At 64.6% G+C, this 21410-nt stretch carries 20 protein-coding genes and 1 riboswitch; of the genes, 10 read left to right on the top strand and 10 right to left on the bottom strand.

Annotated features, from left to right (window positions below):
- Position 1: 1 nt before the first annotated feature.
- Positions 2-646 (bottom strand): thiamine diphosphokinase, encoded by a 645-nt coding sequence (locus tag BLS48_RS15030; protein ID WP_091578751.1) that lies wholly within the window; start codon positions 644-646, stop codon positions 2-4.
- Between the two features lie 88 nt (positions 647-734).
- A riboswitch (TPP riboswitch) is annotated at positions 735-850 on the top strand.
- 43 nt (positions 851-893) lie between these two features.
- On the opposite strand from BLS48_RS15030, the gene thiB reads away from it, so the two are divergent.
- The 4 genes from thiB to BLS48_RS15010 all read left to right on the top strand — a co-directional run bounded on the left by thiB (position 894) and on the right by BLS48_RS15010 (position 6173).
- Complete coding sequence (gene thiB, locus BLS48_RS15025; RefSeq protein WP_091578749.1) at positions 894-1892, top strand: thiamine ABC transporter substrate binding subunit; 999 nt, start codon at positions 894-896, stop codon at positions 1890-1892.
- A gap of 181 nt (positions 1893-2073) precedes the next feature.
- A complete protein-coding gene (gene thiP / locus BLS48_RS15020; RefSeq protein WP_091578939.1) occupies positions 2074-3669 on the top strand; it encodes a thiamine/thiamine pyrophosphate ABC transporter permease in 1596 nt (531 codons plus the stop codon).
- Positions 3662-4444: a thiamine ABC transporter ATP-binding protein gene (gene thiQ, locus BLS48_RS15015; protein ID WP_091578748.1), complete on the top strand. Its 783-nt coding sequence runs from the start codon at positions 3662-3664 to the stop codon at positions 4442-4444. Before thiP ends, thiQ begins: the two co-directional genes overlap by 8 nt.
- A 259-nt stretch (positions 4445-4703) precedes the next feature.
- On the top strand, positions 4704-6173 hold the full coding sequence (locus BLS48_RS15010) for a M48 family metalloprotease (RefSeq protein ID WP_091578746.1): 1470 nt from the start codon (positions 4704-4706) through the stop codon (positions 6171-6173).
- A 43-nt stretch (positions 6174-6216) separates the two neighbouring features.
- Here the strand turns inward: BLS48_RS15010 and BLS48_RS15005 are convergent, their stop codons facing one another.
- On the bottom strand, positions 6217-7080 hold the full coding sequence (locus tag BLS48_RS15005) for an RNA polymerase factor sigma-32 (protein ID WP_091578744.1): 864 nt from the start codon (positions 7078-7080) through the stop codon (positions 6217-6219).
- 327 nt (positions 7081-7407) lie between these two features.
- On the opposite strand from BLS48_RS15005, the gene BLS48_RS15000 reads away from it, so the two are divergent.
- The 3 genes from BLS48_RS15000 to BLS48_RS14990 all read left to right on the top strand — a co-directional run bounded on the left by BLS48_RS15000 (position 7408) and on the right by BLS48_RS14990 (position 9787).
- On the top strand, positions 7408-8181 hold the full coding sequence (locus BLS48_RS15000; RefSeq protein WP_091578743.1) for an amino acid ABC transporter substrate-binding protein: 774 nt from the start codon (positions 7408-7410) through the stop codon (positions 8179-8181).
- Between the two features lie 155 nt (positions 8182-8336).
- Positions 8337-9017 carry an amino acid ABC transporter permease gene (locus tag BLS48_RS14995; protein ID WP_091578741.1) on the top strand — a complete coding sequence of 227 codons (681 nt, stop codon included), beginning with the start codon at positions 8337-8339 and terminating at the stop codon, positions 9015-9017.
- Positions 9014-9787, top strand: coding sequence for an amino acid ABC transporter ATP-binding protein (locus tag BLS48_RS14990; protein ID WP_091578739.1), 774 nt, complete (start codon positions 9014-9016; stop codon positions 9785-9787). Before BLS48_RS14995 ends, BLS48_RS14990 begins: the two co-directional genes overlap by 4 nt.
- Positions 9788-9869: 82 nt before the next feature.
- Here BLS48_RS14990 and BLS48_RS14985 read toward each other — a convergent pair whose 3' ends face one another.
- From BLS48_RS14985 to BLS48_RS14960, 7 genes are all read right to left on the bottom strand, one after another.
- Complete coding sequence (locus tag BLS48_RS14985; RefSeq protein WP_006327799.1) at positions 9870-10451, bottom strand: CarD family transcriptional regulator; 582 nt, start codon at positions 10449-10451, stop codon at positions 9870-9872.
- A 370-nt stretch (positions 10452-10821) separates the two neighbouring features.
- Entirely contained in the window at positions 10822-11160 is a 339-nt protein-coding gene (gene fdxA / locus BLS48_RS14980; RefSeq protein WP_091578737.1) for a ferredoxin FdxA, read from the bottom strand.
- On the bottom strand, positions 11157-11393 hold the full coding sequence (locus tag BLS48_RS34975) for a hypothetical protein (RefSeq protein ID WP_143019433.1): 237 nt from the start codon (positions 11391-11393) through the stop codon (positions 11157-11159). The genes fdxA and BLS48_RS34975 overlap by 4 nt, the downstream gene beginning before the upstream one ends.
- 3 nt (positions 11394-11396) lie before the next feature.
- On the bottom strand, positions 11397-11795 hold the full coding sequence (locus BLS48_RS14975; RefSeq protein WP_091578736.1) for an RNA-binding S4 domain-containing protein: 399 nt from the start codon (positions 11793-11795) through the stop codon (positions 11397-11399).
- A 15-nt stretch (positions 11796-11810) separates the two neighbouring features.
- Complete coding sequence (locus tag BLS48_RS14970; protein ID WP_091578734.1) at positions 11811-15230, bottom strand: helicase-related protein; 3420 nt, start codon at positions 15228-15230, stop codon at positions 11811-11813.
- Between the two features lie 723 nt (positions 15231-15953).
- On the bottom strand, positions 15954-16679 hold the full coding sequence (gene phbB, locus BLS48_RS14965; protein ID WP_091578732.1) for an acetoacetyl-CoA reductase: 726 nt from the start codon (positions 16677-16679) through the stop codon (positions 15954-15956).
- Positions 16680-16872: 193 nt separating this feature from the next.
- Positions 16873-18051 (bottom strand): acetyl-CoA C-acetyltransferase, encoded by a 1179-nt coding sequence (locus BLS48_RS14960; protein ID WP_091578730.1) that lies wholly within the window; start codon positions 18049-18051, stop codon positions 16873-16875.
- A gap of 35 nt (positions 18052-18086) precedes the next feature.
- Between BLS48_RS14960 and BLS48_RS34970 the strand changes: the two genes are divergently transcribed.
- Both BLS48_RS34970 and phaR read left to right on the top strand, forming a co-directional pair.
- Positions 18087-18266: a hypothetical protein gene (locus BLS48_RS34970; protein ID WP_143019432.1), complete on the top strand. Its 180-nt coding sequence runs from the start codon at positions 18087-18089 to the stop codon at positions 18264-18266.
- 83 nt (positions 18267-18349) lie between these two features.
- Positions 18350-18961 carry a polyhydroxyalkanoate synthesis repressor PhaR gene (phaR, locus tag BLS48_RS14955; RefSeq protein WP_091578938.1) on the top strand — a complete coding sequence of 204 codons (612 nt, stop codon included), beginning with the start codon at positions 18350-18352 and terminating at the stop codon, positions 18959-18961.
- A gap of 51 nt (positions 18962-19012) precedes the next feature.
- On the opposite strand, the gene BLS48_RS14950 is transcribed toward phaR, so the two are convergent.
- Positions 19013-20152 carry a citrate synthase gene (locus BLS48_RS14950; RefSeq protein ID WP_091578936.1) on the bottom strand — a complete coding sequence of 380 codons (1140 nt, stop codon included), beginning with the start codon at positions 20150-20152 and terminating at the stop codon, positions 19013-19015.
- 97 nt (positions 20153-20249) lie between these two features.
- Between BLS48_RS14950 and BLS48_RS14945 the strand changes: the two genes are divergently transcribed.
- The gene (locus BLS48_RS14945; protein ID WP_091578729.1) at positions 20250-21338 is read left to right on the top strand and encodes a citrate synthase/methylcitrate synthase; all 1089 of its coding nucleotides are present in this window, start codon (positions 20250-20252) and stop codon (positions 21336-21338) included.
- Positions 21339-21410: the final 72 nt, after the last annotated feature.

Here is a 21410-nt window from a genome sequence, read left to right as displayed (position 1 = left end):
GTCAGCTTTCGGGTAATGGATAGGGGTGAGCGAGCAGCATCGCACGACCATGGTCCAGGGCGATTCCGAGACGGCCCTTGACCTCGTTGGAAATCGTCAGCGACGAGCCGAACGCCACCTTCACGTGGTTCAGCGGCCATTTGGCGCCAGTGACGGTCAGGCCGGCAAGCTCGGAAAAGCCGAGCACCGAAAACAGCGTGCCGTCGGCATAGTCGAAGCCGGCCGTTCCGTGCAGCAGGGGGACAGCTTCCTGGGCGCCGCTGGTCAGAAGCACCTCGGTCCCGGCTTCGGCCAGCCGCAGGCCAAGCGCCAGATGCAGGAAAGCGTGGTCGGCACGCTTGCCGCCGAAAGCGCCGGCGAGCACAAGGCTGGTCGCGCCGCGTTCGAACGCGGCGGCGATGGCCAGTTCGCCATCGGTCTTGTCCTTCTCCGCCGGAAAGGTCCGGCGGGGCACTGCGGCGAGATCATCCGGCAGATTGGCCGGCACCGAATCGAAATCACCCACCCACAGTTCCGGGACAAGGCCGAGCAGCCGCGCATGACCGATGCCGGCGTCGGCGGCGATCACGCGGGAGCCCTCGACCTGGCGGTCGAGCCGGGGCGTGCGGATGAGATCGCCGCCAAGCAGGATGGTGAATGTGCTCATATCTTGTGGCCCTTACCAGCCCGGCAACGGAAACGGAAGGCCGGCAGACTCCCACTTGCGCGGTTCATCGGCCGGGCCTATGTGTCGAAACGCTCTAACGGGGTGCCGGACGCGATCTTTCGCGGACCGGCTGAGAGGCAGTCTCGCCAACCCGCTGAACCTGATCCGGTTTGTACCGGCGGAGGGATTAGACGTTTCGGATAGTCCGACGCCTCAATTCCTTTCAATTCGAACGAAGGAGGCGCCGATGCGCACGCTTTTATACTCTCTTGTCTCAGCAATGGCCGTTGTCCTGTCCGGGCCAGCCTTGGCCAAGGACAAGCTCACCATCTACACCTATGAGAGCTTCACCGCCGACTGGGGGCCCGGTCCGGTGGTGAAGAAGGAATTCGAAGCCGAATGCGGCTGCGATGTCGACTTCGTCTCGGTCGCCGATGGCGTGGCGCTGCTCAACCGGGTCAAGCTGGAAGGGGCATCGACCAAGGCCGACATCGTGCTTGGCCTCGACACCAATCTCACCGCCGATGCCAAGGCCACCGGCCTGTTCGCGCCGCATGGCGCGGTGGCGGACATCAACGTGCCGGGCGGCTGGAGCGACGACACTTTTGTCCCCTTTGACTACGGTTACTTCGCCGTCGTCTACGACACCGAGAAGCTAAAGACACCACCCAAGAGCCTGAAGGACCTGGTCGAGGGCAGCGCCGACGACAAGATCGTCATCCAGGATCCGCGCACCTCTACGCCGGGCCTTGGCCTGCTGTTGTGGGTGAAGTCGGTCTATGGCGACAAGGCGCCGGAAGCTTGGGCCAAGCTCAAGGCGAAGGTGCTGACCGTGACGCCGGGCTGGAGCGAAGCCTATGGCCTGTTCACCAAGGGCGAGGCGCCGATGGTGCTGTCCTACACCACTTCGCCGGCCTACCATATGGTCGCCGAGAATACCGAGCGCTACCAGGCCGCGTCCTTCGAGGAGGGCGAGTACCTGCAGATCGAGGTCGCCGGCATCACCACGACAGGCGCGAAAAATCCGCTTGCGGAGAAGTTCATGACCTTCATGACCGGACCGAAATTCCAGGACGCCATCCCCGAGACCAACTGGATGTTCCCGGCCGGCAAGACCGACAAGCCGCTCAATCCGGCCTTCGACAAACTGGTCAAGCCGACCAAGACCTTGCTGTTCAGCCCCGAGGAGGTCGCGGCCAACCGCAAGGCCTGGGTCGATGAATGGCTGGCGGTGATGAGCAAATGAGCGCGCTCTTCACCCTCCCTCTTGTGGGGAGGGTCGATCCGCGAAGCGGAGCGGGGTGGGGGTTGCGACGCTGAGCACGGCCTCACCCCCACCCCGGCTCGCGGACACCGCTTCGCGTCATCCGCGCTCCGACCCTCCCCACAAGGGGGAGGGTGGAAGGCGCGCGTCCTCTGATTTTCGCATCACCGCTGGCATTGTCGCACTTGCCGCAATCGCGCTGCTGATTGGCGGCGCGTTTGCCGGCCTGCTCTTCGAAGGCGCCCATGACTTTTCCGGCGCATGGGCAGCCTTCGATCCCTATCTCCTGCGCGTCGTGCGCTTCACGCTGTGGCAGGCGGCACTTTCGACGCTGCTTTCCGTCGGCCCGGCACTGTTCGTGGCGCGCGCCCTGTCGCGGCATCCACGTTTCCTCGGCCGCGCTTTCATCCTGCAGCTTTTCGCCGTGCCGTTGGCGCTGCCGGCCATCGTCGCGGCTCTCGGCATCCTCGCCCTCTATGGCCGCGCCGGCTATTTCGCCGGCTTTCTGAGCACGGTCGGCGGCCAGGGTTGGCCGGGCATCTATGGCTTGTCGGGCATTCTCGTCGCGCATGTCTTCTTCAACCTGCCGCTGGCGGCAAGGCTATTCCTCGAGGCGCTGCAGACCATACCGGCCGACCAATGGCGGCTGGCGAGCCAACTCGGCATGGGGGCCCGGCCGGCGTACCGGCTGATCGAATGGCCGACGCTGCGGGCATCCCTGCCAGGGGTTGCCGGGCTTGTCTTCATGCTCTGCATCACATCCTTCACGATCGTGCTGACGCTCGGCGGCGGGCCGGCCGCGACGACACTCGAGGTCGGCATCTATCAGGCGCTGCGCTTCGATTTCGATCCCGCGCGGGCCGTCACTCTGACATTGCTGCAGATCGCGTTGACCTTTGTCGTGGCGCTGGCGCTGACGCGGCTCGGCGCCAATGCCGTCGGCGACACCAGCCTGCCGGTCGCGCCGCGCCGCTATCTTTCCGTCAGTGGGACCGAGACCTCGCTGAACGTCGTGCTGATCCTGCTTGCGCTGGCGTTCGTTGTCGGGCCGATGGCGGCGACGGTGATGGCCGGGCTCGGCGCCGATCTCGGCCGGCTGGCCGGTGAGGCCGCCGTGCGACAGGCGACACTGACCAGTGTGGTGCTCGCTTTCCTGTCGGCACTGCTTTCGGTGATGCTGTCGCTGGCGCTGACCATGGCACGCCGGGCGCTGGCGCTCGCTCGCCGCGCCAGCGCAAGGACACTGCTCGAACATGCCACCGATACCGGCGCCGGTTTTGTCCTCGTCGTGCCCCCGATCGTCATCGGCGCCGGCTGGTTCCTGTTGCTGCGTCATATCGGCGACGTCTTCGCCATCGCCCCGGTCATGGTCGTCACCGTCAACGCCGTGATGGCAATGCCGTTCGCGCTGCGCGCTGTCCGTCCCGCCTATGATGCGGCGAGCGAGCGCCACGAACGGCTCTGTGAACAGCTCGGCATTGCGGGCTGGAACCGGCTCATTCTGGTCGACTGGCCGTCGCTGCGGCGGCCGCTTGCGACTGCTTTCGCTTTTGCCATGGCGCTGTCGCTCGGCGATCTCGGCGTCATCGCGCTGTTCGGCAGTGATTCCGTACAGACATTGCCCTACCTTCTCCTGGCGCGCATGGGCAGCTACCGCACCGAGGACGCCGCTGGTCTGGCGCTGCTGCTCGGCCTCGTCTGCCTCGCATTGATCATGGCGGCGCACTGGCTGGGAAGGGAGAAGTACCGGGATGCCTGACGGGGCGGCCAGCAGGCTTGAAAAGGGCGCTTCGGTGCGGCTGGACAAGGTGTCGTTCAGCTATGGCGAAGCGCCGCTTGTCTTCGATGTCGATTTCGCCGCGGCGAAAATCACCGCCATCATGGGGCCGAGCGGTTCCGGCAAGTCGACGCTGCTCAATCTGATCGCCGGGTTCGAGATGCCGCAGTCCGGCCGCGTGCTGATCGGCGGCGCCGATGTCAGTGCCGAGCCGCCTTCGGCGCGGCCGGTGTCGATGGTGTTCCAGGAAAACAACCTTTTCGCCCATCTTTCCGTCGAGCAGAATGTCGGGCTCGGCCGTTCGCCGTCCCTGCGGCTGACCGAGGCTGACCGGACCGCCATCGCCGCGGCGCTGGAGCGCACCGGCCTTGCCGGCAAGGAAAGGCGCCTGCCGCGCGAACTCTCCGGTGGTGAACGCCAGCGCGTCGCACTGGCTCGTGTGCTGGTGCGCGATCGTCCGGTGCTCCTGCTTGACGAACCCTTCGCTTCGCTCGGGCCGGCGCTTCGCGATGACATGCTCGACCTCATCGCCGCTGTGCACGCCGAACGCGGCATGACGGTGCTGTTCGTCACGCACCAGCCCGAAGATGCCCGTCGTATCAGCCAGCACGTGGTGTTCCTGGACAATGGCGTGGTAGCGGCAACCGGCAAGGCGGAAGATTTCTTTGCCGGGGCTGGTCCGGACGTGTTCCGGCGCTATGTCGGTGCAAGTGCCAGGGATGCCGTATCACGAGATATTGCCCGGAAGCGGACATAATTTACGGCCAAACCGGGTTCAGGCGATGTGGCGCTTGCTTGCCATGACTGGGGTAGTGTGGCTAGGTCCGCCCTACTGGTCCGGCACACGCCGTGATTTGCCTACAGCATCCGCCGCGCGTCCGGAAGGACGCACGACGGATGCTGTAGCAGTTTGTTTTTTGCGCGTGACACGTTCCGAAGATCGCCCCCGATTTTCGTGGTCATGCGCCGGGACCCGAAAGGAAGCCGTTCTGGCGATCGGCGTTGACAGACTACGAATGAACCCGCTGGCGCGCTTTCTGGCGCTGGCTGGCTTTGCCGTGGCGTTGGCAAGCTGCCAGATGTTCACGCCTCCGGAAGTCCAGGAATCCGGCTTCCAGCCATCAGACAAGCCGATCACCGTCGACAATGTCGGCGCCAACAACAAGCTCGCCGAACTGGCCAAGGCACAGCATCCGCGCATCCTGGCCACCTATGGCGGCGAATATTCCGACCCCAAGCTCGAGCGCATGGTCGCCAAGGTAGTCGGCAATTTGACCGTGGTGTCGGCCAATCCAACGCAGACCTATCGCATCACCATTCTGAATTCGCCCAACGTCAACGCTTTCGCGCTGCCGGGCGGCTATCTCTACATCACCCGTGGCTTGCTGGCGCTGGCCAATGATTCGGCCGAGCTTGCGGCGGTCATCGCCCATGAGATGGGCCACGTCACCGCCAACCACGGCTTGCAGCGCCAGCAGCTGGAGGCCGAGGAGGGCCTGGCGACCAAGGTCGTCTCGGACGTGCTCGGCGACAGCCCGACCGCCAAGGCGGCGCTGATCCGCGGCAAGCTGAGACTCGCGCAGTTCTCGCGCAACCAGGAGCTGGAGGCCGACGCCATCGGCATCAAGTCGATCGGCGAAGCCGGTTACGATCCTTTCGCCGCCGGCCGCTTCCTGCAGTCGATGTCGGCCTACACCGACTTCCGCTCGATCAGCGGTGCCACCGATGCCAGCCTCGACTTCCTGGCGACGCATCCCAACACGCCGCAGCGCATCGATCTGGCGCAGCGCCATGCCCGCCAGTTCGGCGCGCCCGGCGTCGGCACGCGCGACCGCGATTCCTTCCTCGCCGGCATAGACGGCCTGCTTTATGGCGACACACCCGAGGAAGGCTATGTGCGCGGCGAGACCTTCCTGCATCCGGGCCTCGGCGTGTCCTTCTCGGTACCCGAGGGCTTCATTATCGACAATTCGGCGGCCGCGGTGACGGCAACCGGGCCGGGCGACATTGCGATCCGCTTTGATGGCGTCTCGATCGACAAGAACCGCGCGCTGACCGACTATATCCGCAGCGGCTGGGTGGCCGGTCTCGACGACAGCAGCGTCAAGCAGGAAACGATCAACGGCAACGAGGCGGCGACCGCGCATGCCGGCGCCGAAGGCTGGCAGTTCGACATCGCGGTGATCCGTGCCGGCGGCCAGGTCTATCGACTGCTGACCGCGGCACCCTCGGCCAGCACCTCGCTGGACACCGTGGCGCGTTCGGTGAGCGGCTCGTTCCGTATCCTCAGTGCTGCCGAAAAGGCGGCGTTGAAGCCGCTGCATATCCGCGTCGTCACGGTCCAGCCGGGCCAGACGATGGGTTCGCTTTCGGCCCAGATGGTCGGCGTCGACCGCAAGCTCGACCTGTTCCGCGTGCTCAATGCGCTGTCGCCGGGCGCCGCGGTTTCGGCCGGCGACAAGGTCAAGATCGTCACTGACAAGTGAGCATTCGTTGCAAGCCGCCGGGCGCCGATGCGCCCGCACGGCCTCAAGCGGCTGTCGCCAGAAATTCAGGATTCTGCTTCACCAGCGCGATCTTTAGCTTTTCCATGGCGCGGGCCTCGATCTGGCGGACGCGCTCCTTGGAAATTCCGAGCGTCTCGCCGAGTGCCTCGAGCGTCGCCCCCTCGTCGCTCAGCCGGCGCTCCTCGATGATCCTCAGTTCGCGCGCGTTGAGCGCGCCAAGTGCTGCTTTCAGCCAGACCAAACGGCGCTCGACATCGATCGTGTCGCCGGCGACCTCGTCGGGCAGCGGATCGTCCGAGACCAGGAAATCCATGCGCTCGGTGGCACCCGCATCGTCGGCCAGCGGCATGTTGAGCGAGGAGTCGGGCGCCGACAGCCGTGAATCCATCATGGCGACATCGGCTTCGGAGACGCCGAGCGCGGCCGACACTTCCCGGTAGAGCGTTGCATTGGACAGCGGTTCGGCACCATTCGCCAGACGGGCACGCAAGCGCCGCAGATTGAAGAACAGCGCCTTCTGCGCCGAGCTGGTGCCGCCACGCACGATCGACCAGTTGCGCAGGATGTAGTCCTGCATCGAGGCGCGGATCCACCAGGTCGCGTAGGTCGAGAACCGCACTTCGCGCTCCGGCTCGAAGCGGGCCGCCGCTTCAAGCAGCCCGACATGACCTTCCTGGATCAGATCGCCAAGCGGCAGACCGTAGTGGCGGAATTTGGAGGCCATGGAAATGACCAACCGCATATGGGCAACGGTGATGCTGTGCAGCGCGTTCTGGTCGTTGTCCTGCTTCCAGCGCAATGCGAGCCGATGCTCCTCGTCACGTTCGAGATAGGGGGCCTTCATTGCCGCGCGGACCATGATCCGTCCTGCTGTGTCTTCCATCATGAGGCGCTCCCTGGCTCAGGCGATGCGGATGACTTTGCAAGTTTGACAGGCGCCGGGTTGAAATGGCGGCGTCGTGCCCTACAAACCCAGAACGTGCCATGTGCGGGAATGGTTCCGTGGCTGTTGCCCGGCGAATCGTGGTGCCTGAGAGGTGTCGGCGCTGACCGACAACGACGTCAATCGCCGCTGGAACATGCCATCTAGAGAATCTGGTTTCAGAAACCCATTGTTTTTGAAATCCTGTTCCTTATTTTTTCGTCTTGCATCTGTCAGTTTCCAGCGCTCACAACATGCCGGATATCAAGCCAAGGACGGGATCACAGAAAAATGAAATGGCTCAAGTCGCTCATCGTCGCCGGAACGCTGCAGGTTCTGGCTGTCACCGCTGGCCATGCCGGCGCCAATCTCGACCAAATCAAGCAGGCCGGGGTCATCAAGGTCGGCACGGAAGGTACCTATGCACCGTTCACCTATCATGATGCCGCCGGCGCGCTGGTCGGCTTCGACGTCGAGATCGCCAAGGCGATTGGCGAGAAGCTCGGCGTCAAGGTGGAGTTCCTCGAAGGCAAGTGGGACGGGCTGATAGCCGGCCTCGACGCCAATCGCTATGATGCCGTCATCAACGAAGTCGGCATCACCGACGCCCGCAAGGCCAAGTATGACTTCTCCGATCCCTATATCGCCTCCAAGGCGGTGCTGATCGTGCGCGGCGACAACACCGACATCAAGACCTTCGCCGATCTCAAGGGCAAGAAATCGGCGCAGTCGCTGACCTCGAACTTCGGCAAGCTGGCCGAGACGAACGGCGCCGAGCTCGTCGGCACCGATGGGTTCGACCAGTCGATCCAGCTGCTTTTGACCGGCCGCGCCGACGCCACCATCAATGACAGCCTGTCGTTCCTCGACTTCAAGAAGCACAAGCCGGATGCCAATGTGAAGATCGCGGCGCAGGAAGAAAACGCCGACTATTCCGGCGTCATCGTGCGCAAGGGCGATCCGGAGCTGGTTGCCGCTATCAACAAGGCGCTGGCCGACATCAAGGCCGACGGCACCTACAAGAAGATCGCCGACACCTATTTCGGTCAGGACGTGTCGAAGTAATTTCACGAGGCGGGCCGGTTTGCCGGCCCATGCAAGGATGCCTGGCGGCGGACCGTCTTTTGACGGCCCGCCGCCTTTGGCGTGATATGGCGCGTGTGTTCGCGCTTCGATGAAGCCGTCTCGCCTGGAACGGCAAATCGCAAGGAGGGGCCTTCGTGCCGCACTGGCTGCAACTGATGCTGGAGTCGCTGCCTTCGCTTTTGTGGGCGGCGCTGATCTTCACCGTGCCGTTGACACTGCTGTCTTTCGTGCTTGGCCTGACCGTCGGCCTGGGCGCGGCACTTGCCCGGCTGTTCGGCCCGAAGCCGCTGGTCGCGCTTGTGCGCTTCTATGTCTGGATCTTCCGTGGCACGCCGCTCTTGGTGCAACTGTTCCTCATCTTCTACGGCCTGCCCTCGGTCGGCATCCTGCTCGACGCCTTTCCGGCGGCGTTGATCGGCTTCACGCTCAACATCGGCGCCTACACGTCGGAAATCATTCGCGCCGCCATCGGCTCGGTGCCGAAGGGCCAGTGGGAAGCCGCTTATTCGATCGGCATGACATGGAGCCAGGCGATGCGGCGCACCATCCTGCCGCAGGCCGGCCGGGTCGCGGTGCCACCGCTCTCCAACACCTTCATCTCGCTGGTCAAGGACACGTCGCTGGCCGCCGCCATCACGGTGCCGGAGATGTTCCAGGCAGCGCAGCGCATCGTCGCCACCACCTATGAGCCGCTTATCCTCTATGTCGAGGCGGCGATCCTCTATTTGGCGCTTAGCTCGGTGTTGTCGGCCTTGCAGACGCGGCTGGAAACGCGGCTCAACCGCTATGGCGGCTTCCTGGAGGCGCGCTCATGATCGGCCTCACCAACATCGAAAAGCGCTTCGGCGACAATCTCGTGCTGAAGGGCGTGACGGTCACCATCGCCGAGGGCAGCGTCACCGCGCTGGTCGGTCCTTCGGGCGGCGGCAAGAGCACGCTGCTGCGCTGCATCAACCTGCTGGAGATACCGACCTCGGGCACGGTGCGCATCGGCGACGAGATGCTTGAGTTCCGCCCAGGTGGCAAGGTCCCGGCAAAGGACATCCAGCGCCTGCGCCTGCAGACCGGCATGGTGTTCCAAAACTTCCAGCTGTTCCCGCACCGCACCGCGATGGAGAATGTCATGGAAGGGCTGGTGACGGTGCTGAAATGGCCACCCGAGAGGGCACGCGAGCGGGCGCTCGCGCTGCTGGAGAAGGTCGGCATGGCGCACAAGGCCGACGCCTGGCCGGCGACGCTGTCGGGCGGCCAGCAGCAACGCGTGGCGATCGCCCGGGCGCTGGCGCCATCGCCGAAAGTGCTGCTGTGCGACGAGCCGACCTCGGCGCTCGATCCGGAGCTGGCGCAAGAGGTGGTCGACGTGCTTGGCAAGCTTGCCAGCGAAGGGACGACCATGGTGATGGCGACGCACGATTTGCGCCTCGCCTCCAAGATTGCGCAGGAAGTGGTGTTTCTCGATGCCGGCGTCATCGTCGAGAAGGGACCGGCCGCCGTGCTGTTCGGCAATCCCGAGCACCAGCGCACCAGGCGTTTCATCGCGACGCTGAAGCAGGAGGCGGAGAAGGGAGGTGGCGGCGAGGCATAGGCGCGGCCTTCACCTCGTCTTCCCAAAAAGCAAAAAACCCGGCGCGAGGCCGGGTTTTTCATGAACTCAAGGGCGAAGAAGCTCAGGCAGCTTCTTCCTGCTCGGCTTCCTCATTGTCGGCCTTGGCGCCGCGCTTGGGGCCCTTGTTGAGGTTGACCTCGATCAGGCGCACGGCTTCGGTTTCCGACATGCGGTTGACGGCCGCGATCTCGCGGGCCATGCGGTCGAGCGCCGCCTCGTAAAGCTGGCGTTCGGAATAGGACTGCTCCGGCTGGTTGTCGGCGCGGTAGAGGTCGCGCACAACTTCCGAGATCGAGATCAGGTCGCCGGAATTGATCTTCGCATCATATTCCTGGGCGCGGCGCGACCACATGGTGCGCTTGACGCGGGCGCGGCCCTGCACGACCTTCAGCGCGCGCTCGACATAGTCCTCTTCCGACAGCTTGCGCATGCCGATGGAGGTCGCCTTGGCGACCGGCACCTTCAGGCGCATCTTGTCCTTCTGGAAGTCGATGACAAACAGTTCCAGCTTGTGTCCAGCAACTTCCTGCTCGTCGATCGAGACGATCTGGCCGACGCCATGCGCCGGATAGACGATGTACTCGCCGGTCTTGAAACCGTGACGCGCAGCGGTGGACTTCTTCTGCGGGGTGATCGTTGCCATTACGCCCTGAACTCCTTGTTGTGGCGCCGGCGTCCTGCCGGCCCGAACTCGCGCGATCGGGGAAACCGATCGTTAGCCGCACAACAGACGAACCCACCGGAAAAGCCGGGACCGGCAAACCGCAGAGATTGCGACCGCCTGGCCCAGATCGCTCTGGTCCGGAATGGGATTTTCACCTTTCAGTGATTTGGGGCGTCTGCGCCATCAATCGACGTTGTGTCACCGGCATGTTTTGTTGATGTAGCACAAAAAGTCGGAAGAATCAAGGTTTTGCTGCATAAGCGAAGGCCATACGCAATCGCCGCCTGTCAAGGCGGTCAATGTGTCGTCCCTGTTACGCTGCGTAATACCGCTCTTTACGGCGGTGTTGTCAATCGCCTTCGCCTGGCTCGGCCGAGAAGTATTTCTCGAACTTGCCGGCCTCGCCGTCGAACGATTTGGCGTCGGCCGGCGGCTCCTTCTTGGCGGTGATGTTAGGCCATTTCTCGGCATATTCGGTGTTGATCTGCAGCCACTTGTCGAGGCCGGGCTCGGTGTCGGGCTTGATCGCGTCGGCCGGACATTCCGGCTCGCAGACGCCGCAGTCGATGCACTCGTCAGGATGGATGACGAGCATGTTCTCGCCTTCGTAGAAACAGTCGACCGGACAGACTTCGATGCAGTCCATGTATTTGCATTTGATGCAATTGTCGGTCACGACATAGGTCATCGGTCGGCTCCGGGACGTCCCATTTTTGTTGGGCTTTTTCCGTCAGGTAACGCCTTTGCCCGCCGCTTGCAAGGGCGGCCGTCGCCAGTGGCGCCAGGGTTTTCGGAATGGAATTCCAGACGGCCGGCGCGGCCGAGGCCCGACATGCCCGGCAGAGTGTCTCGTTTGCCGGGTCCGCTTTTTGTTTTGTGCATGTCGTTGGCCCAAAATCGCTGCGCGGCATTGGCCGGCATGCATCAGTCCTCGCCGAGCAAGTGGTCGGTCTGGCGGCGCTCCTTCTTGGTCGGGCGGCCGCTGCCGGCCTCGCGCAGTACCGGAATCGCGTCGGGAATGGCTTCACCCTTCGGCGCCGGCGGTGGCGACATATCCTCGTAGAGGGTGCGGGCTTCCTCGGCAGGGCCGCGCCGCGCACCGGCGCCAAGCACCTTCCAGATGAAGATGCGCCGCTCGAGCGTGATGGTGAGGACGTCGCCAGGCTTGACTAGATCGGAGGCCTGCGCTGCTTTGTCGCGATTGATGCGCACGCGGCCGGCGACCACCAGCTTCGCCGCCAGCGAGCGCGATTTCACGGCGCGCGAGAAGAACAGCCATTTGTCGATGCGCTGGCGGTCTCTCGCGGCGGTTGGGGCAACCATCGAAGCGCGCCGAGCCTACTTCTTCAGCTGGTCGCGCAACGCGGCGAGCTTGGCAAAGGGCGAGTCCGGATCGAAGCGCACCGGGCGCTCCTCGCGCGGCTTCGGCTGGAAGGCGGGCTTTCCGCCTTGCGGACCACCCTTGCCTTCCGGCCTGCCGCCCTTCCAGTCGGGCCGGCCTTCGCGGCGGTCGGGACGCTCGCCTTGCGGCCGGCCTTCACGCCGCTGTTCGCCTTCGCCCTGCGGCTTGGGTTTGAACTTCGAGCGGTCGAAGCGCGGCTTGCCGGCGCCGTCGCGCCGGCCTTCATGGGCAGGACGCTCTCCAGGCGTGGCTGCAGCCTGCGTTCCGCCGGCATCGGCCGGGGCATCGCTTCGGCCGCGCGCGGCTTGTCCGTTGCGCGGGCGATTGTTCCTGCGGTTGTCTTCGCGATGGCGCGGCCGCTGATCGAAACGGCCCTGACGCCACAACAGGATGGGCTTCGGCGCTTCCGCTTCTGGTGCGGATTCGCCGTCCGTGGGCTCCGCCACCGCAGGTTCCGCCGCGTCCGTCGCAGGCGCGGCATCCGACGCCAGCGCTGCCGGTGCGGCTTCCGCTGCCGGTGCGGCTTCAATCTCGGCAGCTTCGGGCTCTGCCCGCGGTTCAACCGGCGCGGGCTCGGCGGTTTCGGTCGCGGTCAAGGCTGCAGGCGCCTCGCCTTGCACGGTATCGACCGGAGCGCCCGCCTGTTCTTCCAAGGCAGGTTCTGCCACAGCGTCCGCAGTGGTCTCGGCTGCAATTTCAGTGGACGTTTCTGAAACGTCCACTGCGTCCGATGCCGGCTCTGAACCTTCGGCTGGCGTTTCGGCGGCGGCATGCGCCGCCGCGTCTTCCGCTGCCTTGGCGTGCTCCGCGCGTGCTGTCTCTTCCGCAGCCGCCTTCGCCGCCGCCGCCTCGCGCGCGGCATTGTCCTGCGCTTCGAGCCTGGCCTTCACTTCGGCCGGCGGCTTCGGCTCGGCGCGATAGCCGAGGCCTTTCAGGATTTCTTCCATGTCGTCGGCGGTGGCGCCGAGGATCGACATCATCGGCGGCGTCACCATGAAGGACTGGCCGTCATACGCACCGTCCGGCCGCTGGCCAAGACCGGGTTTCCAGTTGGTCGCCGGACGGATCAGGTCCGCCAGCCGCTCCAGAATGTCGATGCGCACGGCGCGGCGGCCGAGATTGCGGTAGCCGGCGAGCTTGTAGAACGTCTTGTCGAAGGTCGGGTCGATGACCACCGAGGTGCGGCCGGAAGCGAGCGCATGGACCACGTCGCCAAAGCCGGGCTTGTCCTTGCCGTCATTCTTCAGCGCCCACAGCAACGTCACCAGTCCGGCCGGTGCCGGCTTGATCAGCGCCGGCACGAAGACATGGTAGGCGCCGAAGCGCACGCCAAGCCGGCGAAGCGCGGCACGGCCTTCCTGGTCGAGCGACTTCATCTCCTCGGCGATGTCGCGGCGGTTGATGAGGCCGAAATTCTCGACGAGCTGGAAAGCAATGCCACGGCCTATGCCGGAAATCTGGTCGGCGTTCTTCAGGTCGACCAGCGGCTTCAGCAGCGTTTCGATCTGGAAATTGACGAAACGCTCGGCACGCGCCGCGACCTTGTCGCGCGCCGGGCCGGTCAGTTGTTCGTCTGCCAGCAGCACCAGGCGGGGCTTCAGCGCGTCTTCGCCAGCGACTAGCGTGCCGATCGGCGCGCCGATCCAGCGCAGCGTGCCATCCGAGCCGAGCGCGATGTCGCCATTGGCGCAGGCGCCGAAGCGTTCGGCACGCGCCTCGAATTCGGCGGCCAGCGCCTTCTGGGCGGCGGTGCGTACCGCCTTGGCGTCCTCGCCGCCGGCGCTCTGGTCGGCGGTGAAGCGGAACCCTTGCAACTCGCCGACATGATGGCCTTCGACGAGGACGGTTCCGGTTGGGCTTATTTCGGCTTCAGGCATGGTATTTTCTCTAAGGCGCCGCATGAGGACGGAAGTCCTGCGGTCTACGAAGCGTTTCGTCAACCGCTCATGCAGCGCATCCGACAATCTGTCTTCGATTTCGCGCGTCTTTTCCTGCCAGTGTGCCTGATCGGCCAGCCAGCCGGGCCGGTTCGACACGAATGTCCAGGTGCGGATCTGGGCGATGCGATGCGACAGCGTGTCGATGTCGCCCTCGGTTGTGTCGGCGCGGCGCACTTGCTCGGCCATGTAGTTCTCGTCGACATGGCCATGGCGGGCCAAGTCCATATAGATGGAGGCGATGAGGTCGGCATGCTGGGCCGGCGCGATCTTGCGGTAATCGGGCAGGGCACAGGCCTCCCACAGCAGCGCCACGCGTTTGGCATCGGTGGCAAGCGCGCGGATGTCTTCGTCGCGCGACAGATATTCAAGCGCCTGGGCATCGACCGCCGGCAGCGCGCGGGTCAGGCCTTCGACCGGGGCGTTGGTCTCGATCGAGCGCTTCAACGTATCGAGGCTGGCGAAGTCGAAATGCGCGGTACGCCACTGCAGCACCTTCACCGGGTCGAAATCATGGCCTTCGATCTTCTTGACCAGATCCTCGTCCAGCGGATCGACCTGGCCGGTGACGCCAAAGGTGCCGTCGCGCAGATGCCGTCCGGCGCGGCCGGCGATCTGGCCGAGCTCGGCCGCCGACAGGTTTCGGTATTGGAAACCGTCGAACTTGCGGTTCTGGGCGAAGGCGACGTGATCGAGATCGAGGTTGAGGCCCATGCCGATGGCGTCGGTGGCGATGAGATAGTCGACATCGCCGGACTGGAACAGCGCCACCTGCGCGTTGCGGGTGCGCGGGCTAAGCGCGCCGAGCACGACGGCGGCACCACCTTGCTGACGGCGGATCAGCTCGGCGATGGCGTAGACCTCGTCGGCGGAGAAGGCGACGATCGCCGTGCGGCGCGGCAGGCGCGTCAACTTCTTCGAGCCGGCATAGGCGAGGTGCGACAGCCTTGGCCGCGTCACCACCGATACGCCCTTCAGCAGCCGCTGGAGGATGCCTTGCATGGTGGCCGCGCCCAGTAGCAGCGTCTCCTGGCGGCCGCGCAGGTGCAGGATGCGGTCGGTGAAGATGTGGCCGCGCTCGAGGTCGCCGGCAAGCTGCACCTCGTCGATGGCGACGAAGGCGGCGTCGGTCTCGCGCGGCATCGCTTCGACGGTGCAGACCGAATATCTGGCGCCGGCCGGCTGGATCTTTTCCTCGCCGGTGATCAGCGCGACCTTGTGAGCGCCGACCTTTTCGCAGACGCGTGCATAAACTTCCCGCGCGAGCAGCCTGAGCGGCAGGCCGATGATGCCGCTCTCGTGCGCCACCATGCGCTCGATGGCGAGATGGGTCTTGCCGGTGTTGGTCGGCCCAAGCACGGCGGTCACGTCGCGTCCCGACAAGATCAGCGGCTCAGTGTGTTTCGGCTGGATGTTCATCGACCTGGAAATAAGGCTTTCTGGCCTCTCGTTGTCGGGAGCGTGCCTCGAGTGGCGCGTATGACAGCCGACACATAGGGATTTAGCGCGCGAAGCGAAAGCGGAATGTTCCGGCGAGGGCCCGAAGGCGGTCCTGTCAAGCTCTCAACCGGCCGCGGATTAACCGTTGGAACGAGTCTGGAACGAATCGGCGACGAATCAGTGACTCGTCCTGATTCAGGTTTTGTTCACGGCTATATGTGGATTTTGCGACCGCGACTCTTACCACATGCTGAATCGCCGAACTGGCCCGTTTCATGCAGGGCGAGCCTTGTCGTTAATTTTTGCCGGTGAACGACTGCAACGTTCTGGTTCGCCTCATCCAAGATAATGAAATTGTTGGTCTTTCTTAATTCGCGTTAAGGATCCGGCAGGCGATTCCGGCCGCTATCGTTAACGTTCCGCTCAAAGCCGGAACGAATCGGCGACGAATCAGCGATCGCGGAATATTCCTGTTTTGTTCACCACAATATCTTGTGTTGTGAACAGGTTATCCACCGAGAATCCACAGGTTTGCGGACGAGTTTCGCACAAGAGGTGTTACCGCCGTTAACCTTTGCGTGCCGGATTGGATCATCGCCCCGCAGCGGGGCCTTCACGGCAGCCGGGCTGCCTTAAAAAACGGACCGGTTTCCCGATCCGCCTGTCGCAGTGCGATTGCCTGTATGAGGCCGTTGTCCGGTTTCAAGCGAAGTACTGGCCGCCATTGGCTGAGATGGTCGAGCCGGTGATGAAGCCGGCATCGTCGGAAGCGAGGAAGACGACGCAGCGCGCAATCTCTTCCGGCTCGCCGAGGCGGCCGACCGGGATCTGCGGGATGATGCGCTCGTTGAGCACCTTCTCGTCGATTGCCTTGACCATCTCGGTGGCGATGTAACCGGGGCAGATGACATTGACGGTGATGCCGGCTCGAGCGCCTTCCTGTGCAAGCGCCTTCGAAAAGCCGATGTCGCCGGCCTTGGCGGCGGAATAGTTGACTTGGCCGGCCTGGCCCTTCTGGCCGTTGATCGACGAGATGGTGATGACGCGGCCGAACTTGCGGTCGCGCATGCCGCTCCACAGCGGATGCGTCATGTTGAAGACGCCCGACAGGTTGGTGTCGATGACCTCTTTCCACTGTTCGCGTGTGATCTTGTGGAACATGGCATCGCGGGTGATGCCGGCATTGTTGACCAGCACCGAGATTGGGCCGAGATCGGCCTCGACTTTCTTGATGCCGGCGGCACAGGCGTCGTAGTCGGCGACCGACCATCTGTAGACCGGAATGCCGGTCTCGGCCTTGAATTTCGCCGCCGCGTCGTCGTTGCCGGCGTAGTTCGCGGCAACCGAATAGCCGGCGTTCTTCAATGCGATCGAGATCGCCGCGCCAATGCCGCGCGACCCGCCCGTGACGATTGCAACCTTGCTCATGCGTTTCCCCTTCTTGATATCGCCCTGTTGTCGGGCTTGGCAGGCACTGGATATGGAACGGGCGGCCAAAGCGCGCAGCCTGAAGTAAATTCAGGCTGCGCGCTTTAGCTGTCTGTCTTCGTTCATGTCGTCTTCCCAAAACCGCTGCGCACTTTTTGGGCGACATGCATTCGCCGCCCGTTCAGTGATCTCGTCAGAGCGCTTCCACGCACATGGCGACGCCCATGCCGCCGCCGATGCATAGGGTGGCGAGGCCCTTCTTGGCGCCGCGGCGGCGCATCTCGAAGACCAGCGTGTTGAAGATGCGGGCACCAGAAGCGCCGATCGGATGGCCGATGGCAATGGCGCCGCCATTGACGTTGACGATCGAAGGATCCCAGCCCATGTCCTTGTTGACGGCGCAGGCCTGGGCGGCAAAAGCCTCGTTGGCCTCGATCAGGTCGAGATCGCCGACCGACCAGCCGGCCTTGGCCAGTGCCTTGCGTGAAGCCGGAATGGGACCTGTGCCCATGACCTGCGGATCGACGCCGGCGGTTGCCCAGGACACGATGCGCGCCAGCGGGGTGATGCCGCGCCTGGCCGCTTCCGCTTCGCTCATCAGCACCGCACCGGCGGCGCCGTCGTTGATGCCGGAGGCGTTGGCCGCGGTCACCGTACCGTCCTTGTCGAAAGCCGGCTTCAGCTTGGTCATGGCGTCGATCGTGGCGCCGTGGCGGATGTACTCGTCCTGGTCGACGATGGTGTCGCCCTTCTTGCCCTTGATGGTGACGGCGACGATCTCGTCCTTGAACTTGCCGGCCTTCTGCGCGGCCTCGGCCTTGTTCTGGGAGGCCAGCGCGAACTGGTCCTGATCGTCGCGGGTGATCTGGAACTGACGAGCGACGTTTTCGGCCGTGTTGCCCATGTGATAGCCGTTGAAGGCATCCCACAATCCGTCCTTGATCATGGTGTCGATCAGCTTGAAGTCGCCCATCTTGACGCCGGCGCGCAGGTGCTGGGCATGCGTCGAAAGCGACATCGATTCCTGGCCGCCAGCGATGATCACCTTGGCATCGCCGGTGGTGATCTGCTGCATGCCGAGCGCAATGGCGCGCAGGCCCGAGCCGCAAACCTGATTGAGGCCCCAGGCGGTGGTTTCCTTGGGCAGGCCGGCATTGATCGATGCCTGGCGGGCCGGGTTCTGCCCCTGGGCGGCGGTCAGCACCTGACCGAGGATGACCTCGTCGACTTCGGCTGGCTCGACGCCGGCACGCGACAACAGTTCCCTGATGACGACGGCACCGAGCTCATGCGCAGGGGTGGCGGCGAAGGCACCATTGAAGGAGCCGACCGGCGTGCGCGCGGCACTGGCAATGACGATGGAAGCGGACATTTTCTTCTCCAGACTTCAAGGGTGTTGTTCTGTCGTTGAAGACTTTTCTTGCCCTTTCCAGAACCCAAGTCAAACCGGAAATGGGCATGGCGCCCATGCGCCGCAAGCAGGTCGCGCATTGCCAAGGCGGCAATCTCTCCATTGCTGCGCAGCATATTTTGCCTGCTATGCAGCATTATATGATCCCGCACTGCACAAACTGCTTGGAATTATGAGGCTTTTGCGCATATCCTCGAAAAAGGCACAATCGTTACCGGCGGCTTACTCAGCGCGCGCCGGTGTCCCGGGGAGGATGCAGATGGCCGCGAAAGACGATCCGATCATCATCAAGAAATACGCCAATCGCCGCCTCTACAACACCGGCACCAGCACCTATGTGACGCTCGAGGACCTCGCCGAGATGGTCAAGAAGGGCGAGGAGTTCACCGTCCAGGACGCCAAGACCGGTGACGACATCACGCATCCGGTGCTGACCCAGATCATCTTCGAGCTGGAGAACAAGGATGGGCAGAACATGCTGCCGATCCCGTTCCTGCGCCAGTTGATTGCCTACTATGGCGACCAGATGCAGATGATCGTGCCGAGCTTCCTCGAACAGTCCATGCTGGCCTTCTCCAAGGAGCAGGAACGGTTTCGCGAGCAGATGAAGGGTGCGCTCGGCAAGTCGCCGCTGGACATGATGAAGATCACCACGCCGATCAAGGCGCTGGAAGAGCAGACGCGCCGCAACATGGAGATGTTCCAGAATGCCATGCGTCTGTTCACGCCGTTCCCGCCTGTGGGTCCCGGCTCTGCCGCCGCGCCAACGCCCGAGCCGGCCAGGAAGGAAACGCCGGAAAAGCCCGATGACCTTCAGGAATTGAAGGATCAGATCGCGGCCATGCAGCGCAAGCTCGACACCATGTCGTGAGACGTTGGATCGAAAGATCCGGTAGCTGGCGCGCGTAGCACTATCGCGACGCTACGGCAGCAGTCCCTCATAGCGGCCGCGCGGCCTGATGGCGCCTCCGCTTGTTACCTGTTCGACCGTGTGCGCGGCCCAGCCGACGCTGCGTCCGAGTGCAAACAGGCGGAACGGTGCATCGCGCGGCAAGCCGAGGCTGCGCGTCAACGCGGCGAGCGCAAAGTCAACGTTGGGATGTGCGCCGGTCGCGGCAATTGCGGCGGTTTTCAGCTGTTGTAGCGTTTCGTCGGCATCGATGGTCGCCAGCAGCGCTGCGGCCCGGGGATCGCCGTCGGGATAGAGCGGATGGCCGAACCCTGGCAGCGGCCGGTCGTGGCTGAGCCAGCGCCGGATCGTCGCATCGGCACCATGCCGCGCCCCGTCCTCGGCCAATTGCATCACCGCTTCGCCGGCGCCGCCATGGCGCGGGCCCGATAGCGTCGCGAACCCCGCGAGCAGGCAAGCGGCCAGCGGCGCGCCGGTGGACGCGGCGACGCGGGCGGCGAAAGTCGACGCGTTCAGCTCATGATCGGCGAGCAGGACAAGCGTGCGGCGGATCGCTTCCGCGCCGCCAGCATCCACGGACCAGCCTTGCGCCAACCGCCGATGGACCGGATCCGGTCCCGCCGGCGCGCCGAAGGCGCTGGCCAACACGCCGACCGCCTGCGCGGCATCGGCATGCAGCGAGGTGGCGCCGCGCCCGAGCGATGGACGCCCCTCGGCGGCAGCCAAGGCAAGCCGCGCGAAGGCGGCCGCCCTGCCGCCCCGATGCGGCGCGCCGGGCGGCGGGGACGCGAATACCGCCGGCTCTGACAGCTCCCACAGGACGGCGGCGGTTTCCTCCAGAGTGGCGTGCCCGGAGAGCGCAACGGCATCCCGGCCACGATAGATGAGGCGACCGTGCAAAACGGTCGAGATCGAGGTGGCGATCGACGGCTCGCCCCAGGCGATGGCGCTTTCGGCGATGGCCGACGGGCTGCGTCCGCGTGCCCGGCGGGTCGCCAGGGCGGCGATATCGTCGGCGCGATACTGGCTGCGGCGCGGATCGGCGCCGTCTGGCCGCATGCCGATGCGCCCACGACTGACATAGGCATAGAGCGTCTGTGCCCGCACCTTGAGGCGTTCAAGCGCTTCTTCCCTGGACAGCCACTCCGACAGGATCGAATCCTCCGATGCATTGATTCTATTGATCAAGATTGATGACCATGTTGACTACCCCTATCTGCGATGCGGAAACGGTTCAAGGAGACAGGCCATGGCAAATGGGCTCGATGACGTGGTGGCGGCGGAAACCGTCCTTTCCGATGTGGACGGTCTTGGTGGCCATCTGACCATCCGCGGTCATTCGCTGCCGGAACTGGCCGGCCGCTGGAACTATGTCCAGGTGGTTCGGCTGTTGCTGGATGGTTTCTTCGAAGACCTTCCCGGCGATGCGGAACTGGCGCAGAGGATCGGCCAGGCGCGCGTCGATGTGTTCGAGCGGCTTTTGCCCTCGCTGCCCCTGCTGGCATCGCTCGATGTCTACAGCGCGATGCGCGCCGGCATCGCCTTGCTGCCGGACGGCGAGGCCTTGGCCGACGCCCTGCGGCTGATCGCGGCGCCAGCAGTGCTGACGCCGGCCTTGCTGCGCCTGCAGCGCGGCGAGGAGCCATTCGCGCCGGACAAGGCGGCCGACCATGCCGGCGATATGTTGAGGATGCTCAACGGCACCGTCGCCTCGCCGGCGCTGGCGAAGGCGCTCGACACCTATCTGGTGACTGTCTGCGACCACGGCCTCAACGCCTCGACCTTTGCGACCCGCGTCGTCGCCTCGACCAAGGCGGGCCTGACTTCGGCGGTATTGGCGGGTCTCGGCGCGCTCAAGGGCCCGCTGCATGGCGGCGCGCCAGGCCCGGTCATCGAGATGCTGGATGCAATCGAGGCGCATGGCGACGCTGTTGGCTGGCTGCGCCACGAGATCGCGCATGGCGAGCGCATCATGGGGTTCGGCCACCGTATCTACCGGGTGCGCGACCCGCGCGCCGACGTGCTGAAGGCGGTGGTGCGCAAACTCGGCAGCGAGGGCGAAACCGGTCGCCGGCTGGCCTTCGCGGAAAGGGTGGAGCAAGCGGCGCTCGATGTGCTGCGCGTCGCCAAGCCGTCGCGCTCGCTGCAGACCAATGTCGAATTCTACACCGCGCTGCTGCTGGAGGCTGCCGGCTTCCCCAGGCAAGCGTTCAGCAACGTCTTCGCCGCCGGACGTGTCGCCGGCTGGATCGCCCATGCACGCGAGCAGCAGACGACCGGACGACTCATCCGTCCGCAGTCGCGCTATGTCGGGCCGGTGCCGGACCTCGTCGCCTGAGGCCATGTTGCGGCCCGAGGCCATGGACTCACCCTGCCGCAGGGTGAGCCGGCCGGGATTCGGCGCGCGCAT

The organism is Mesorhizobium qingshengii (assembly GCF_900103325.1).
Classification (GTDB): Bacteria; Pseudomonadota; Alphaproteobacteria; order Rhizobiales; family Rhizobiaceae; genus Mesorhizobium; species Mesorhizobium qingshengii.
The sequence above is the reverse complement of the archived record's forward strand: the minus strand, read 5'-3'. Positions and strand labels throughout refer to the sequence as shown.